Annotated in this window: 13 protein-coding genes; 2 read left to right on the top strand and 11 right to left on the bottom strand. The window is 66.4% G+C overall.

The features are described 5' to 3' along the window. Positions 1–114: 114 nt before the first annotated feature. Together ACUTAG_RS12780 and ACUTAG_RS12785 are read right to left on the bottom strand one after the other, a co-directional pair. On the bottom strand, positions 115–4077 hold the full coding sequence (locus ACUTAG_RS12780) for a DUF3683 domain-containing protein (protein WP_107316815.1): 3963 nt from the start codon (positions 4075–4077) through the stop codon (positions 115–117). A gap of 132 nt (positions 4078–4209) precedes the next feature. Continuing rightward, positions 4210–4734, bottom strand: a complete 525-nt coding sequence (locus ACUTAG_RS12785; RefSeq protein ID WP_020925988.1) for a YqaA family protein — start codon at positions 4732–4734, stop codon at positions 4210–4212. A 165-nt stretch (positions 4735–4899) separates the two neighbouring features. Here ACUTAG_RS12785 and ilvA point away from each other — a divergent pair, with 165 nt between their 5' ends. Next, the gene (ilvA, locus tag ACUTAG_RS12790; protein ID WP_006389900.1) at positions 4900–6408 is read left to right on the top strand and encodes a threonine ammonia-lyase, biosynthetic; all 1509 of its coding nucleotides are present in this window, start codon (positions 4900–4902) and stop codon (positions 6406–6408) included. Positions 6409–6568: 160 nt separating this feature from the next. On the opposite strand, the gene ACUTAG_RS12795 is transcribed toward ilvA, so the two are convergent. Both ACUTAG_RS12795 and ACUTAG_RS12800 read right to left on the bottom strand, forming a co-directional pair. Further along, positions 6569–7693 carry a porin gene (locus ACUTAG_RS12795; RefSeq protein WP_026382136.1) on the bottom strand — a complete coding sequence of 375 codons (1125 nt, stop codon included), beginning with the start codon at positions 7691–7693 and terminating at the stop codon, positions 6569–6571. Between the two features lie 432 nt (positions 7694–8125). Continuing rightward, positions 8126–8509: a DUF4148 domain-containing protein gene (locus ACUTAG_RS12800; RefSeq protein ID WP_045952948.1), complete on the bottom strand. Its 384-nt coding sequence runs from the start codon at positions 8507–8509 to the stop codon at positions 8126–8128. Positions 8510–8885: 376 nt separating this feature from the next. On the opposite strand from ACUTAG_RS12800, the gene ACUTAG_RS12805 reads away from it, so the two are divergent. Then, complete coding sequence (locus ACUTAG_RS12805; protein WP_006389897.1) at positions 8886–9776, top strand: LysR family transcriptional regulator; 891 nt, start codon at positions 8886–8888, stop codon at positions 9774–9776. A gap of 30 nt (positions 9777–9806) precedes the next feature. Here ACUTAG_RS12805 and ACUTAG_RS12810 read toward each other — a convergent pair whose 3' ends face one another. The 7 genes from ACUTAG_RS12810 to ACUTAG_RS12840 all read right to left on the bottom strand — a co-directional run bounded on the left by ACUTAG_RS12810 (position 9807) and on the right by ACUTAG_RS12840 (position 17404). Continuing rightward, positions 9807–10358 (bottom strand): adenine phosphoribosyltransferase, encoded by a 552-nt coding sequence (locus ACUTAG_RS12810; protein WP_006389896.1) that lies wholly within the window; start codon positions 10356–10358, stop codon positions 9807–9809. A 54-nt stretch (positions 10359–10412) separates the two neighbouring features. Beyond that, positions 10413–12110, bottom strand: coding sequence for a thiol reductant ABC exporter subunit CydC (gene cydC, locus ACUTAG_RS12815; protein WP_006389895.1), 1698 nt, complete (start codon positions 12108–12110; stop codon positions 10413–10415). Further along, complete coding sequence (gene cydD, locus ACUTAG_RS12820) at positions 12107–13852, bottom strand: thiol reductant ABC exporter subunit CydD (RefSeq protein ID WP_076469714.1); 1746 nt, start codon at positions 13850–13852, stop codon at positions 12107–12109. Before cydD ends, cydC begins: the two co-directional genes overlap by 4 nt. After that, positions 13849–13974, bottom strand: a complete 126-nt coding sequence (cydX, locus tag ACUTAG_RS12825) for a cytochrome bd-I oxidase subunit CydX (RefSeq protein WP_020925984.1) — start codon at positions 13972–13974, stop codon at positions 13849–13851. Before cydX ends, cydD begins: the two co-directional genes overlap by 4 nt. 15 nt (positions 13975–13989) lie before the next feature. Then, on the bottom strand, positions 13990–15141 hold the full coding sequence (cydB, locus tag ACUTAG_RS12830) for a cytochrome d ubiquinol oxidase subunit II (RefSeq protein WP_006389892.1): 1152 nt from the start codon (positions 15139–15141) through the stop codon (positions 13990–13992). Positions 15142–15154: 13 nt separating this feature from the next. Beyond that, complete coding sequence (locus ACUTAG_RS12835) at positions 15155–16729, bottom strand: cytochrome ubiquinol oxidase subunit I (RefSeq protein WP_006389891.1); 1575 nt, start codon at positions 16727–16729, stop codon at positions 15155–15157. 129 nt (positions 16730–16858) lie between these two features. After that, positions 16859–17404: a GbsR/MarR family transcriptional regulator gene (locus tag ACUTAG_RS12840; protein WP_148317397.1), complete on the bottom strand. Its 546-nt coding sequence runs from the start codon at positions 17402–17404 to the stop codon at positions 16859–16861. Between the last annotated feature and the right edge of the window lie 34 nt (positions 17405–17438).

Consider the following 17438-nt stretch of genomic DNA (forward strand, 5'->3'; position numbering starts at 1 on the left):
TAAAATTGCAACTCAAGCTTTCTGTTGGCCCAACCGGTGCGCCGGTCCGCCAAAAAGCGAAACGCCCAGCGTCACCGCCGGGCGTTCCTCGCGCCATACCAGCCGCGCCGGTCGCTACACCAGCACGCGCTCAATGCCGCCGGCATTGGCGCGGCGCACGTAGTCTTCCATCCAGCCTTCGCCGAGGATGTGGCGCGCCATCTCGACCACGATGTAGTCGGCGTCCATGCCGGTATCACCCTGGTAGCGCGACAGGCCCTGCAGGCACGACGGGCACGAAGTCAGCACCTTGACGTCGCCCGTGAAGCCATCGCTGCGCAAGGCCGCATCGCCCTTGAGCAACTCTTCCTGCTTGCGAAAGCGCACCTGGGTCGAGATGTCCGGCCGGCTGACCGCCAGCGTGCCCGACTCGCCGCAGCAGCGGTCGCTCTTGACGGCGCCGTCGCCCACCAGCGACCGCACCGTCTTCATCGGATCCTGCAGCTTCATCGGCGTGTGGCAGGGGTCGTGATACATGTAGCGCACGCCCTTGGCGCCTTCGAGCTTGATGCCCTTTTCCAGCAGGTACTCGTGGATGTCGATCAGGCGGCAGCCCGGGAAGATCTTCTCGAACTCGTAGCCGGCCAGTTGGTCGTAGCAGGTGCCGCAGCTGACCACCACGGTCTTGATGTCCAGGTAGTTGAGCGTGTTGGCAACGCGGTGGAACAGCACCCGGTTGTCGGTGATGATCTGCTCGGCCTTGTCGGTCATGCCGTTGCCGCGCTGCGGATAGCCGCAGCACAGGTAGCCCGGTGGCAGCACGGTCTGCACGCCTGCATGCCACAACATGGCCTGCGTGGCCAGGCCGACCTGCGAGAACAGGCGTTCCGAACCGCAGCCCGGGAAGTAGAACACCGCTTCCGTGTCGGCCGTGGTGGCCTTGGGGTCGCGGATGATCGGCACGTAGTTCGCGTCCTCGATGTCCAGCAGCTTGCGCGCGGCCTGCTTGGGCAGCCCGCCAGGCATCTTCTTGTTGACGAAGTGCACCACCTGCTCGCGCAGCGGCGGCTTGCCAACCGTGGCTGGCGGCGCCGAGGTCTGCTTCTTCACCAGGCCCGACAGCAGGTCATGCGCGGCGCGCTGCACCTTGTAGCCCACCCCCACCATCGCCTTGCGGGTGGCGTTGATGGTGGCCGGGTCCTTGGCATTCAGGAAGAACATGGCGCTGGCCGTGCCCGGATTGAACGACTTGCGGCCCATGCGGCGCAGCACGGCGCGCATGCTCATCGACACGTCGCCGAAGTCGATGTCGACCGGACAGGGGTTGTAGCACTTGTGGCAAACGGTGCAGTGGTCGGCCACGTCCTCGAATTCTTCCCAGTGCTTCAGGCTGACGCCGCGGCGGGTCTGCTCTTCGTACAGGAAGGCCTCGACCAGCAGCGAGGTCGCCAGGATCTTGTTGCGCGGCGAGTACAACAGGTTGGCGCGCGGCACATGGGTGGCGCAGACCGGCTTGCACTTGCCGCAGCGCAGGCAGTCCTTGATCGAATCGGAGATGGCGCCGATGTCGCTCTGCTGCATGATGAGCGATTCGTGGCCCATCAGGTTGAAGCTGGGCGTCCAGGCGTGGCGCAGGTCGGCGCCGGGCATCAGCTTGCCGGCGTTGAAGTGGCCGTTGGGATCGACGCGACGCTTGTAGTCCTGGAACGGCGCCAGTTCGGCCTCCGTCAGGAACTCGTACTTGGTCAGCCCGATGCCGTGCTCGCCCGAGATCACGCCATCCAGGTCGCGCGCGATCTGCATGATGCGTTCGACGGCCTGGTGGGCCTCCTGCAGCATGCCGTAGTCGTCCGAGTTGACCGGAATGTTGGTGTGCACGTTGCCGTCGCCGGCGTGCATGTGCAGCGCCACGAATACGCGGCTCTTGAGCACGCGGCCATGGATCGCCACCAGCTCGTCCAGGATCGGCTTGCGCGCCGCGCCCGAGAACGCGGCCTGCAGGCCGGCCAGCACCTCGGTCTTCCACGACACGCGGATGGTGCGGTCCTGCACCACATCGAACACGCGCGCCTGCGGCTGCGCCGCCAGGCGCTCGGCCAGCGTGGCGCGCAGATGGCCCATGCCCAGCGTTTCCAACTGCGGCATGGCGTCCGCCAACGGCAGGTCCAGATTGTCCAGCAACCACTGCCAGCGCTGGCGCGCGGCGGCCAGCAGCTCGATGGCCTGGCGCGTGCGTTCGGCCAGCACCTCGGCGCGGGTTTCATCGTCGTCGGCGGCGTCCTCGGCCTTGCCGACGGGCAGCGGCGTACAGAGGTAGTCGTCCAGCGCGCCCAGCAGGCGCAGCTTGTTGCGGGTCGACAGCTCGATGTTGATGCGCTCGATATGGTCGGTGTATTCGCCCATGCGCGGCAGCGGGATCACCACGTCTTCGTTGATCTTGAAGGCGTTGGTGTGGCGCGCGATCGCCGCGGTGCGCGAGCGGTCGAGCCAGAACTTCTTGCGGGCCTCTGCGCTCACCGCGACGAAGCCTTCGCCGTGGCGGGTGTTGGCCAGGCGCACCACTTCGCTGGCGGCCGCGGCCACGGCGTCCTCGTCGTCCCCGACGATATCGCCGATCAGCACCATCTTGGGCAGCGAGCCGCGCTTGCTCTTGGTGGCATAGCCAACCGCGCGCAGGTAGCGCTCGTCCAGGTGCTCCAGGCCGGCCAGGATGGCGCCGCGGGCGCGGCCCTCGCCGTCCAGGTAGCCCTTGACCTCGACGATCGAAGGAATCGCGTCGCGCGCCTGGCCGAAGAATTCCATGCAGACCGTGCGCGTATGCTTGGGCATGCGGTGCAGCACCCAGCGCGCCGACGTGATCAGGCCGTCGCAGCCTTCCTTCTGGATGCCCGGCAGGCCGGCCAGGAACTTGTCGGTGACGTCCTTGCCCAGGCCTTCCTTGCGGAACACGCGGCCGGCGATTTCCAGGGTCTCGGTCTTGAGCAGGCGCTCGCCCGGCTTGCCGCGGCCGTCGAACCACTTGAGTTCGAAACGGGCCACGTCGACGTCATGGATCTTGCCCATGTTGTGCGCCAGGCGCGTCACTTCGAGCCAGTTGCCGTCCGGGTCGACCATGCGCCACCAGGCCAGATTGTCGAGCGCGGTGCCCCACAACACGGCCTTCTTGCCGCCGGCGTTCATGGCGATGTTGCCGCCCACGCACGAGGCCTCGGCCGAGGTCGGGTCCACGGCGAACACGAAACCGGCCGCCTCGGCCGCCTCCGACACCCGCTTGGTCACCACGCCGGCGCCGGCATGGATAACGGCCACGGGCTCGGTGAGCCCGGGCAGGATACAGGACTCGACCTTGCCCAGCTTGTCGAATTTCTCGGTGTTGATGACGGCCGACTTCCAGGTCAGCGGAATCGCGCCGCCGGTGTAGCCGGTGCCGCCGCCGCGCGGCACGATGGTCAGGCCCAGCTCGATACAGGCGGTGACCAGCGCGGCGATCTCGTCTTCCGTGTCCGGCGTCAGCACCACGAAGGGGTACTCCACGCGCCAGTCGGTGGCGTCGGTCACGTGCGATACGCGCGACAGGCCGTCGAACTTGATGTTGTCGCGCGCGGTGATGCGGCCCAGCACCTTCTGCGCCTGCTTGCGCAGCATGGCGGTCTGGTCGAACTCGCCCTCGAAGGCGGCAATGGCCGAACGCGCCCGACCCAGCAGGCCCAGCACTTTCTCATCGCGATGCGGATCGTGGCCGGCCTCGGCCGGCGCGCCGGGTTCGCGGCGGCGGTCGATCTCGCCCAGCCGATGGTGCAGCGCATCGATCAGCTGCTTGCGGCGCTTGGGATTGTCCAGCAGGTCGTCCTGCAGGTACGGGTTGCGGCGCACCACCCAGATGTCGCCCAGCACCTCGTACAACATGCGGGCGGACCGCCCCGTGCGGCGTTCGCCGCGCAGGTCGGTGAGCAGGCTCCAGGCATCATCGCCCAGCAGACGGCCGACGATCTCGCGATCGGAAAACGACGTGTAGTTGTAGGGGATTTCGCGCAGTCGCGCGGGTGCTGCGGGCGGCGTCGCCCCGTTCAAGATGTGGCTGGCGAGTGGGGCGTTCATGGCGGCAAGAGGGGGCCCTTAAAAAATTATTTTATGCCATTGGCCGGAACTGCCCCCGAATACCCCCTGGGAAGCGTCCAAAACCGGGGCAATTGCATGTTTATATGTCCCCAATTAAACGGGACGTCAGCGCTAGACCTGCCCGGGAAACAGCCACAGCAGGCTGGCCGTCATGGCCAGATAGCGCAGGAATTTGCCGATGGCCATATAGGCCACGCAAGGCCAGAACGGCAGCCGCAGCCATCCGGCCACGGCGCACAGCGGATCGCCCACCGCCGGCAGCCAGGACAGCAGCAGCGCCGGCGGTCCCATGCGGTGGATCCAGTCGTGGGCGCGCTCGTGCCAACGGCCGCGCATGCGTCGTTCGGCCGGCGCGTGCGGGTGGCGCTCTTTCCAGCGCTCGACCGCCTTCTCCGCGCCCAGGCCCATGGCATAGCTGATGGCCCCGCCAATGGTGTTGCCGGCGGTCGCCACCAGAATGGCGGGCCAGAACATGTCCGGCGACAGTTTCAGATAACCGAACACCGCCGGCTCGGACCCCAGCGGCAGCAGCGTGGCGGAAATCAACGACACCGCGAAGATCGCGGGCAGGCCGACCGAGGGCAAGGCCAGCAGGCCAAGCAACCAGTGGACGGCGGAGAGGAGGCTTTCTTCCATGATGCCAGCGAGTGTAGCCGCGCGCGGCCGCGGCCGTCCGGTGCGTGGCGAAAGCGCCTGAAAACCCTCAGAGACGCGGCTTTCCCTGCAATAATCGCGCTCACACCACGGCGCGCGGGCCTGCCCGCGCCCCGCCCTCTTTCCGCCCCAACCCTCGCGCAGTCCATGTCCACCGATTATCTGAAACGCATCCTGACCTCCAAGGTCTACGACGTCGCGGTCGAATCGCCGCTCGAAGCCGCGCCGCTGTTGTCGCAGCGCATGGCGAACACGATCCTGCTCAAACGCGAGGACACCCAGGCCGTCTTCAGCTTCAAGCTGCGCGGGGCGTACAACAAGATGGCCAACCTGGCGCCGGCGGCGCGCAACCGCGGCGTGATCGCGGCCTCGGCCGGCAACCACGCCCAGGGCGTGGCGCTGGCCGCGTCCCGGCTCGGCTGCCGCGCGGTCATCGTCATGCCCACCACCAGCCCGCAGGTCAAGATCGACGCGGTGCGCCGGCTGGGCGGCGAAGTGGTGCTGGCCGGCGAAAGCTTCTCCGATGCCTACGCCCACGCGCAGACGCTGGAGAAAAAGGAAAAACTGACCTTCGTGCACCCCTTCGACGATCCCGACGTGATCGCGGGCCAGGGCACGGTCGGCATGGAGATCCTGCGCCAGCATCCCGGCCCGATCGATGCCATCTTCGTGGCCATCGGCGGAGGCGGCCTGATCGCCGGCGTGGCCGCCTACATCAAACAGCTGCGCCCCGAGATCAAGATCATCGGCGTGCAGACCGAAGACTCCGACGCCATGCTGCGCAGCGTGCGCGCCGGCCGCCGCGTGCAGTTGAACGACGTGGGGCTGTTCTCCGACGGCACCGCGGTCAAGCTGGTCGGCGCCGAGACCTTCAAGCTCACCCGCAAGTACGTCGATGATTTCGTCGTGGTGGACACCGATTCCATCTGCGCCGCCATCAAGGACGTGTTCCAGGACACCCGCAGCGTACTGGAGCCGGCCGGCGCCATGGCCGTGGCCGGCGCCAAGCAGTACGCCGCCGAACACAAGCTCAAGGACAAGACGCTGGTCGCCATTGCCTGCGGCGCCAACATGAACTTCGACCGCCTGCGTTTCGTGGCCGAACGCGCCGAGGTCGGCGAGATGCGCGAGGCCGTCTTCGCCGTCACCATGCCGGAACAGCGCGGCAGCTTCCGCCGCTTCTGCGAACTGGTCGGCGAGCGCAGCGTGACCGAATTCAATTACCGCATCTCCGATTCCGACCGCGCCCATGTCTTCGTCGGCCTGCAGGTTTCAGCGCCGACCGAACCCGACAGGATTGCCGGCCACTTCCGCCGCCATGGCTTCGATACGCTGGACCTGACGCACGATGAAATGGCCAAGACCCACTTGCGCCACATGGTCGGCGGCCGCTCGGCGCAGGCGCGCGACGAGTTGCTGTACCGCTTCGAATTTCCCGAGCGGCCGGGCGCGCTGATGCGCTTTCTGAACGCGATGAATCCGGAATGGAACATCAGCCTGTTCCACTACCGCAACCAGGGCGCCGACTACGGCCGCATCCTGATCGGCATCCAGGTGCCGCCGGCCGACAAGAAGCAATTCCGCAACTTCGTGGCCGAGCTCGGCTATCCGCACTGGAACGAGACCGACAATCCGGCCTACAAGCTGTTCCTGTAATTCCCGGTCCGGAAAGCGAGAGGGCCTCCAAACGGAGGCCCTGCCCTTCTTTGCTCAAGACCCGCCCGGCTGCAACCTGGAGGGGGGGTTCGCTGTCACTCGGCGGCTCACGGAGATGTGCCGCGCATTCAGCAAGGTGCAGCCAGGCCGGCGCCTGCGCTTAGAACCGGTGACGCAGACCCACCGCGAAGGCGGTGTCGCTGGCATCGCGCTGGAACGCGTAGTTGTCGGCGTAGGACGCATACGCATACAGGTTGGTGCGCTTGGTGAAGTCGTACGTGTAGCCCAGGCTGTAGACGTTGAAGGTCGCGTCGTCGCCGGTCAGCTTGTCGTTGCTCGGCGTGGCGCGCTGCCACGAGCCGAAGACAGCGTGGCGGCCCAGCGGCACGGTGGCGCCGATCATGTAGGAGTTGGCGCGGAAGCCGTCGGCCAGCTTGAACGTGCCGAACTTCTGCATGCCGTCCGGCGTGGTGCCCATGTTCTGGCCTACGAACCAGCCGTCGCGAGTCTGGCCGAAAGCCGCCGCCACCTTGACCACCTCGAAGTCGTAGGTGCCGCCAATCAGGTACGACTGGATACGCGCGCTGGACTTGCCGCCGATGTTGTCATTGGACGGATTGAAGCGGTCATAGGCTGCCGCCAGGTTCAGCGGGCCGTTCAGGTATTGCACACCCGCGGTCAGCACACGGTTGTTGTTGCCCGTGGCAAAGCCGGTCTGGTGCTTTTCCTTGACGCCGTCTTCGACGCTGTCATCGGCGCTGAACGAATAGCCCACGCCGATCTTGAAGCCGTCCATGCTGGGGGTCTGGTACAGCACCATGTTGTCCAGGCGCATCGTGTTGGCGCTGCTGAACGTGGTGCCCAGGTTGGCGTTGTTGTAGCTGATCGAGAACGGGTCGATCGAGCCGAAGTACTTCGAGGCCAGGTTGGTCTGGCGGCCGAATTCCAGGCGGCCCCACGAGTCGCTGTCCAGGCCCACGGTGGCCTGGCGGCCCCAGAGACGGCCGCTTTGCAGCGACTGGCCGTTCATCGGGCCGAAGCCGCCTTCCAGGTTGAACACGGCGCGCAAACCGTCGCCCAGGTCTTCCGAGCCGCGCAGGCCGAAGCGCGAACCGCTGCTCACGCCCTGCACGCCGGCGACGCGGCTTTGCGAATTGCCGTTGAATTTGACTTTTTCGTAGCCGATACCGGCGTCGATCAAGCCGTACAGCGTCACGGAGTCGGCAGCCTGCGCGGCACCGGCAAAGCCGGTCAGCAACGCGACAGCCAATAGCGTCTTTTTCATGAGAGTCCTCGAAATGGCAAGATAAAGGCAGTCCGCATCCGTACGGCGGGTTCCGCTTCGGGCTGCGTGCCGCTACGAAAAAGCGAGCGGCGTCTGCACTGAATCTAGTGTCGGACCTGGAACAATTTGAAGTAATCCGAATTTCGAAGAACTACTTTCCATGGGTGGGATAATGCGCGGCGGCAGCCGCTTCCACACGTCGAGGAACGCGCTTTAACGTCTTGATATCAAATGTGAATTGTTGCTCGCAATCGCGCCGCGACGGCCTCCGCGACGTGGCCCGGCGGGCCGGGCGATCGACATCACCTGTTGCGCGAGCCGCACAATTTTTGCGGCATAAACACCACATGCGAGGCCACACGCAGCCTCCCGCATCAAAGGCAAAACCCCCTTGCAGGGGCTTATGCCTCCGTGCGGCGCGGCCGTGACGGCTCAGCGCCCCTTGGGCGGGTAGTCGAGTTCACCGAAGGTGTATTCGCCGCGGGCCTTGGCCTGGGCCAGTTCTTCGCGCACCTGCTCGCGCGTCTTGCCCATGGCCTGCGGGGCGGCGGCACGCGGCGGGTAATCCAGCTCGCCGCTGGTGACCTGGCCGGCGGCCTTGGCGCTTTGCAGCTCCTGCTGGACCTGTTCGCGCGTCAGGTTGGTCTGCTGGGGAATGGCGGGGGGGTAATCCTGTTCGCCGAACGTGACCTGGCCGGCGGCCTTGGCGGCCTGCAGTTCCTGCTGGACCTGTTCGCGGGTCTTGCCTTCGGCGTGGGCGGCGGACATGCCCGCGAGCGTTGCGGTAACCATGATTGCGGTAGCTAGGGCTTTCATTGCGTTGACTCCATCCTAAACCTGGCACACCGTCCGCCGCCAGGGCGACGGCGGCAATGTGTCAATTCGATTGCTGGGGTGAAGTATCTGGCGATCAGGCCTTAGTAAAAACCCTTATTTTGGTGAACATATTTGCATATGCGGGACAATTGCCGAGCACATACGCGGAACCTGCGCATCAATTGCGCAATGCCGACCTTGCTCCGATGTGATCCGTCGTCGTCCATTCAGCTACGCGCCAGCTGTGTAACGAAAAATGGGCGCAGCCGCGCCCCGAAGTTTCTTTGTCCTAACTAAATAGACATTTCCACTGTCGGGACAATAATTCCATTTATCATATGACCCTGCCAGAAATGGAATTGAAATCGAGGGCTCCATGGACATCCAGCTTAACGACATCGCGCTTTTCGTCGAGGTCGCCAAGCGCAAGAACTTCAGCCATGCCGCGGAAGCCTTGAATATTCCGACGTCCACGCTGTCACGCCGTGTCAGCGAACTCGAGCGCAGCGTAGGCATGCGGCTGCTCAACCGCAGCACCCGCAAGATCGACCTGACCGAAGCCGGCGCCATCTATTTCGAGCGGTGCCGGCACATCGTCGAAGAAGCCCGCATCGCCCACGATCAGTTGCTCGATATGGCGGTGCAGCCCAAGGGCCGCCTGCGCATCTCGCTGCCGACCAGCCTGGCGCAGTTGTTCCTGCCCGCCGTGATCCGCGAATTCCGCGAACAGCATCCGGATATCGAGTGCGATTTCGATCTGAGCATGCGGCCGATCGATCCCATCAGCAATCCATTCGACCTGATCCTTCGATTCGGGCAGCAACCCGATTCCAGCCTGATTTCACGCAAGATCGTGCTGATGGCCCACCAGCTGTATGCCTCGCCGGATTACCTGGCACGCCACGGCGAACCGCGGGTGCCGGCCGACCTGACGCATCACGAATGCCTGCGGCCGACGATGCGCGACGAGTCATCCTTCTGGATGCTTCATTCAGGCGACAAGGTCGAGCGCGTGCAGGTCTCCGGGCGGCTGTCCGCCAACAACGTCGGCATGCTGGGACGCCTGGCCGGCCAGGGGCTGGGTATCACGCCACTGCTGGTGTTCGATGCAATGGAGCGCGCGATCAAGCAGGCCGGACTGGTGCGGGTATTGCCCGACTGGAGCCTGACGCCGCTGCCCCTGTTCGCCCTGCTGCCGTCCCGCATGCTGCCCGCCAAGACCAAGGCTTTCCTGGACTTCATCCAGCCACGGCTGTCGGACGCCTGAGCCCTTTTCCTTCGGGCTCGCCGCCGCGTTTCAGACGGACGCGCTGTCGTACTGACAGACGGTGTACAAGGGCGTGCCGGTGGCCGCGATCTTGGCCGAACCGCCCAGCTCGGGCAGGTCGATGATGGCGGCGGCCTCGACCACGTTCGCACCCAGGCGCTGCAACAGCTTGATCGCCGCCAACATGGTGCCGCCGGTGGCGATCAGGTCATCCACCAGCAGGACGCGCTGCCCCGTGCGCACGGAGTCCGTGTGCATTTCGACGGCGGCATTGCCGTACTCCAGCGAGTATTCCTCGGCCACCGTGCGATAAGGCAGCTTGCCCTTCTTGCGCACCGGCACGAAACCCAGGTTGAGTTCATAGGCCAGCACGCTGCCGATGATGAAACCGCGCGCGTCCACGCCGGCCACCAGGTCCAGGCGCTGGCGCATGTAGCGGTAGACGAAGAGATCGATCAGCACCCGGAACGCACGAGGATCCTGCAGCACCGGCGTGATGTCCCGGAAAATGATGCCGGGTTGGGGCCAGTCTGGAACGCTGCGGATGGTGCGCCGGATGTACTCGGCGTTGTCGGTCTGCATGGAAGACGGCCCTGAAGAATTGAAGCAACGCGAACTATAACCGCGCAACCGCGCTTAAGCCAGGATTGCCATCGCCGATGACACGTCATGCAACTGTCCGCCGCGCAATATGCAACAGCGGTCCACGGCGCCAGCGGGCAATGCGGCGTGCGTCGCCAGCACGACCGTGCGCCCCTGCACCGCCTGCCCCAGGTCGGCGAAGAACGCGGCTTCGGCCGCGCCGTCCAGACCGGCCGTCGGCTCGTCCAGCACGATGACCTCTGCCGGCGACAGCAAGGCGCGCGCCAGACACAGACGCCGCGCCTGGCCGGCGGACAATTGCGAGCCGGTCTCGCCGGTCCAGGTATCCAGGCCGTCGGGCAGGCCCCGCACGAACTCCCCCAGCCGGGCCGCGTCAAGGGCGCGCCACAGCGTGGCATCGTCGGCCTGCGGATCGCCAATCAGCAGGTTGGTGCGCAGCGTTCCCAGGAACACCGGCGCATCCTGCGACAGCAAGGCGATGCGTCGATGCCAGTCGGCCTGGGCGCAGGCGCGGGCGTCCACATCGGCGTAGCGCACCTGGCCCGCCAACGGATCCTCCAGGCGCAACAGCAGGTGCAGCAAGGTGGACTTGCCCACGCCGCTTTCGCCCAGGATCGCCACCCGTTCGCCGGGCTCCACCCGCAGGCGCAGATCGCGCAGCAATGGCGCGGGCGGCTCCGCCGACCTGGCCGGATAGGCGAACGTCAGGTCCACCACTTCCAATGCGCCGCGTCGCGGCAGCGGACTGGGCGCGGCCGGATCGCGCATGTCGGGTTCGCGCTGCGCCACATCGCGGATGCGCTGCGCGGCCGACAGGGCCGACCCCATGCGCGAGGCCCCGCGCATGATGGGACCCGCCACTTCGAAAATGCCGATCACGGCCAGCAGCAGGCCCGCCAGCAGCGGCCCCTCCAGCGCGCCGGCTTCATGCTGTGCCAGGCCGAACCACAGCAAGGCCACCAGCGACAGCCCCGCCGCCGCCTGCAGGAACCACTGCCCCCTGGCGGCCACCCGCGCCTGGCTGGCGCGCGCCCTGGCGCTGGTCTGGCACAGCCGTTCGAAATGCGCATGGGTCTGCGCCTGCGCGTGCAGCGCCACCATGTCGGCATGGCCATCGACCGCGTCCAACGTCGCGGCGCGCAATCCGGCGGCGCTTTCCTGCGCCGCCGCGCCAGGCGCGCGCGCCGCCCGCAGCAGCCACAGCGGCACCAGCACGCAAACCGTCAGCAGGGCCAGCGCGAACACCAGCGCGGCCGCGGGCACCCAATAGCCCAGCACCGCCGTCAGCGCCGCGCCGGCCAGGATGGCGGTAGCCAGCGGCGCCAGCACGAACAGGAAGACGGTGTCCAGCGCATCGACATCGCCGGTCATGCGGGCCACCAGGTCGCCGCTGCGATAGCGCGCCAGCTGTCGTGGCGTCAACCGGATCAGCGCGGCGAACACCGCCGCGCGCAAATCCGCCAACAGGCGCAGCGTGGCCGCATGCCCGACCACGCGGTCGGCGTAGCGCGAAACGATCCGCAGGAACGACAGGCCGCGCACCAGCGCGGACGGCGCGAACAGGTTGAAGGCGCCCCCGGCGCCGGCCAGCGCCGCGCCGGTAAGGAACCAGCCCGACACGCCAAGCAGCCCCACGCCCGCGGCGACAGTCGCCAGGGCGCAGAACAACGCCAGCAGCAGCCCGCCCTTGCGGCGTGCGTAGAGCGGCAGGAGCAGCAATAGATTCTTCATGCGTCTTTCACTTGGGCATCGGCGATGCGCAGCACCCGCGGAAAACGCGCGGCGACCGCGGGCGAATGCGTGGCCAGCAACAGCGTCCGGCCGGCGGCGAATGCCAGGATCTCGTCCAGTACGCGCGCCTGTGTCGCCTCGTCCAGATGCGCGGTGGGTTCGTCCAGCAGGATCAGGCCCGGATCGCGCAGGAACAGCCGTGCCAGCGCGACGCGCTGCGCCTGGCCGCCCGACAGGCCATGTCCGCGACTGCCCAACAGCGTGTCCAGCCCCTGCGGCAGTCCGGCGGCAAACTCCAGCACACAGGCACGGCGGGCGGCTTCCCGCAGCGCCGCGTCGTCGGCCTGCGGACGGCCCAGGCGGATGTTGTCGGCAATCGAGCCGGCCAGCAGTTGCGGCTTCTGCCCGATCAAGGCTACGCGCGCGCGCAAATCGGCCTCGCCCCACTGATCCAGGGGCACCCCGTCCAGACGGATGTCGCCCTGGGCGGGGCGCAGTCGCGCGATCGCTTCGATCAGGGTCGACTTGCCGATGCCGCTGGGGCCCATCAGCGCCACATGTTCACCCGGCGCCAGCGTCAGGGCCACATCGGCCAACACCGGCGAGGGCCGGCCAGGTGCCGTCACCGTCAGGCCGGCCACCGTTGCCGCAGCGCCGCCCGGCGGGCGCGCCAGCGGCGTATCGGACGCGGGCGCGACGCCCTCCTCCCGCGGCAGGCCATCGAACAACGTGGCGATCTGCGACACCGCCGCCAACGCCGTGGCGCGGTCATGATAGTGCGCCGCGAACTGGCGCAGCGGCGCATAGACTTCGGGCGCCATCAGCAGGCAGAACAACCCGGCCTGCAGCGTGAAAGGCGACCAGCGCAGGTCCAGGAAACCCAGGTAGCTCAGACCGATGTAGACGGCCACGCCCGCCACGCCGAGCGCGGCAAAGAACTCCAGCACCGCCGAGGAAAGAAAGGCGATGCGCAGCACGGACATGGTGCGCTGGCGCAGCGCATCGCTGGCCGCGGCCACGGACGCCGCCTCGGCCTCGGCGCGACCGTACAGCTTCAGTGTCGACAGGCCGCGCATGCGGTCGGCGAAAAACCCCGACAGGCGGGCGAAAGCGCGCAAGTGGCGGCGGCTGGCGCCTTGCGCGCCCCAGCCCACCAACGCCATGAACAAGGGAATCAGCGGCGCCGTGATCAACAACACCAACCCGGCGATCACGTCGACCGGCAGCAGCAATACCGAAAACGCCACCGGCAGCAGCGCCGCCGCGGCCATGGCCGGCAGGTACTTGGCGAAAAAGCCGTCGAGCGCCTCGACCTGATCCACCAGCGCGCTGGCGATTTCACCCGAGGCCTGTCTGCGGCTCCAGTCAGGTCCTTTTTGCAGCAGGCGCGCAAACAGGGCCTGGCGCACATGGCGCTTGATGCGTTCGGCGGCGTCCGCCCCGGCGCGCTCACCCGCCCAGGTAATGCATGCACGCACCAGGATCAGGGCCACGATGGCCAGGATCTGCCCCAGCAACTCCTGGCGCGCGACGTGCCGGACGATGGCGGCATCCAGCACGCTGGCCAGCAGCCAGGCCTGCGCCACCAGCAGCGCGCCCGACGCCAGGGGCGCGGCGCCGGCCAACATCAGCGGGAGCCGCGCCACCCCGGCCAGCGCCATCAACCAGCGCGATTGCTCGCGCGGCGGCTTGCGCAGGCTGGCCGAGGGATCGTGCTCCAGGCTGCTCGCGCGGCCGTTCACTCGTCGTCGCGGTTGGCGCGCGGGTCATGCGAGTGACCTTCGCGCAGCTCGAACCACATTGCATTGAGGATGGCGAACGCACACGCCAATCCCAGGCCGAGTACCCATGAGAAATACCACATGGTGCAAACTCCTTGTCAGTATGAGTTGGGCGTGTCGCCCACGGATGCGTGGGTCACCTTGCCCCGCATCACGCGGTACACCCAGGCGGTGTAGAGCGTCACGATGGGCAGGAAGATGACGACGGCGATCACCATGATCCACAACGTCATGTGGCTGGAGGAGGCGTCCCAGACCGTCAGGCCCGCCTTCGGGTTGCTGGACGAGGGCATCAGGAACGGGAACAGCGAAAAGCCGACCGTCAGGATGATGCCGGCGATCGATACCGCCGAGGCCAGGAACGACAGCACATTGGCGCGCAGCGTCAACAGCAGCAGCACCAGCACGGCGCCGGCCACGCCCAACGCCGGCGCGATCCACATCAGCGGCCACTTGGCGTAGTTGGCCATCCAGGCGCCCGGCGCCACGGCGACCGTCTTGAGCATGGGGTCCGACGGCCCTTGCAGGTCGACAGTGCTGGTGATCGCATGGCCGCCCAGCTTGGCCACCCAGAAGCCGCCCGCGACGAACAGCGCCAGCGTCAGCAGCGCGCACAGGCGGCCCCAGTTACGGGCCCGCGACGACACCGGGTCCTCGGTGCGCCACGCCAGCAGCACGGCGCCGTGCATGGCCAGCATCAACACGCTCAACACGCCGCACAGCAGCGCGAAGGGCGTGAACAACTGGTAGAAATGGCCCTGGTACACCATGCGCAGCGCGTTGTCGTCGAACGTGAACGGCACGCCGAGGATGATGTTGCCCACGGCCACGCCAAACACCAGCGAGGCCACCACGCCCGAGAAGCACAGCACGCCGTCCCAACTGTTGCGCCAGCGCGTGCCTTCCATCTTGCTGCGGTACTTGAACCCGACCGGACGCAGGATCAGCGCGATCAGCGCCAGCATCATCGCCAGGTAGAAGCCCGAGAACGAAGCGGCATACAACAGCGGCCAGGCGGCGAAGATGGCGCCGCCCGCGGTGATCAGCCACACCTGGTTGCCTTCCCACACGGGGCCGACCACGTTGATCACCACGCGGCGTTCGGCATCGGTCTTGGCGACCACCGGCAACAGCGCGGCCACGCCCAGGTCGAAGCCGTCCATGACGGCAAAGCCGATCAGCAGCGCGCCCAGCAGCACCCACCAGACCACCCGCAAGGTGGCGTAGTCGAAAGGAATAAGGGTATCCATTGTTTCTCTCCCCTTAAGCGCGCACGGCGGCGTGGACGGGATCGGCGGCGGCGCTGGCCGGGGCCGGCGCGTCGGACTTCGGGCCCTTGCGCACGGCGTGCAGCATGACCTTCACGCCAATGATCAGCAGCGCGGTGTACAGCACCAGGAAGATCGTCAGGCTGATGGCCAAGTCGGCGATGGTCAGGCCCGATGCCGCGTAGTACGTCGGCAGCACGCCTTCGATCACCCACGGCTGGCGGCCATACTCGGCCACGAACCAGCCGCTCTCGATGGCGACCCAGGGCAGGGGCAGGCTCCACAGCGCCACCTTCAGCAGGCCGCGACGGCTGTCCAGGCGGCCGCGCGAGGCCAGCCAGAACGCCACGCCGAAGAACAGGATCAGGTACATGCCCACGGCCACCATGATGCGGAACGCCCAGAACAGCGGCGCCACGTTCGGCACGGTATCCACCGCGGCCTTCTTGATGTCTTCCTCGGTGACCTTGCTCATGTCTGGCTGGTAGCGCTTGACCAGCAGCGCGTAGCCGAGATCGGGCCAGGTGCGGTCGAACACCATGCGCGCGTCGACGTCCTTGGGATTGGCGCGTATCTTCTGCAGCGCATCGTACGCCACCATGCCGTCGCGAATGCGGTTCTCGGCCCGCAGGATCAGGTCGTTGATGCCCAGCAGCGGCGTCGTCAGCGAACGCGTGCCGATGATGCCCATGACGTAGGGGATCTCGATGGCGAAGTCGTTCTTGCGTTCGGCCTGGTTGGGCAGCGCGATCAGGTTGAAGGACGCGGGCGCCGGCTCGGTGTGCCACATGGATTCCATGGCCGCGATCTTCATCTTCTGGTGCTCGGTGGTGAGATAACCGCTTTCGTCACCCAGCACCACCACCGACAGCGCAGAAGCCAGGCCGAAGCTGGCGGCCACCGCCATCGAGCGCTTGGCCAGGTCGGTGTGGCGGCCCTTGAGCAGGTACCAGGCGCTGATCGCCATGACGAACATGGCGCCCGCGACGTAGCCCGCGCTGACCGTGTGCACGAACTTGGCCTGCGCCACCGGGTTGAAGATCACCGCGGCGAAGTCGGTCATTTCCATGCGCATGGTGTCGGGGTTGAACACCGCGCCCACCGGGTTCTGCATCCAGCCGTTGGCGATCAGGATCCATAGCGCCGAGAAGTTGGTGCCGAACGCCACCAGCCAGGTCACCACCAGGTGGCTGACCTTGGACATGCGGTTCCAGCCGAAGAAGAACAGGCCGACGAAGGTGGCTTCCAGGAAGAAGGCCATCAGCCCTTCGAGCGCCAGCGGCGCGCCGAAGATGTCGCCCACGTAATGGCTGTAGTACGACCAGTTCATGCCGAACTGGAACTCCATGACCACGCCCGTGGCCACGCCCAGCGCGAAGTTGATGCCGAACAGGGTGCCCCAGAACATTGTCATCCGCTTCCAGATGGGGCGGCCAGTCATGACGTACACGCTCTCCATGATGGCCAGGATGAACGACAGGCCGAGCGTGAGGGGGACGAAGAGGAAGTGGTACAGCGCGGTCGCGGCAAACTGGAATCGCGACAGGTTGACGACGTCGAGATCAATCATTGAGGCGCTCCCTTGCAGGTGAGTAGCCACAGCAACCGGCATGGTTCCCAGGCCGACTCTGGCGCCATGATAAGGGCGTTGTATACAGCTTCATAGAGGTTTCCTGAAAAAAACGGGGCAGATCAAAAATCAACCCTTGCCCCGCAACTTGCCGGCGAAGCCCAGCACTTTCTGCACCTTCGAACCCAGTTTCATCAGGTTCTGCAGTGTCTCCGGCGGCAGACGTTGAACCTCATCGAACCATCCGGTGGACAGTTCGATGAGCTCCAGCATTTCGGTCATGCGCTGCTGGGCGTAGGCGCCATCGGGCCCGCTCGGGGGCTCGAGCAGCGTGTCGCGCAGCAGGGTCAGGGTGGGATCGATCTCGCGCTTGCGCTTTTCTTCCATGAGGATGCGGAAGATCTCCCACACATCCTTGGGGGTCTCGAAGTAGTCGTGGCGGTCGCCGACCTGGTGCACCAGCTTCACCAGGCGCCAGGACTGCAGTTCCTTCAGGCCCAGGCTGACGTTCGAGCGGGAAAAGCCGAGCGTTTCGGCGATGTCGTCGGCATGCAGGGGCTGGGGCGCCAGGAACAGCAAGGCGTAGATCTGGCCGACGGTGCGGTTCACGCCCCAACGGCTGCCCATTTCGCCGAAGTGCAGGACGAAACGTTCGTTTTGGGGGGTAAGCACCATGAGGAATCCAGGCCGACAAATGCAACGGCGCAAA

It is taken from the genome of Achromobacter sp. CSND-B12, assembly GCF_052906545.1.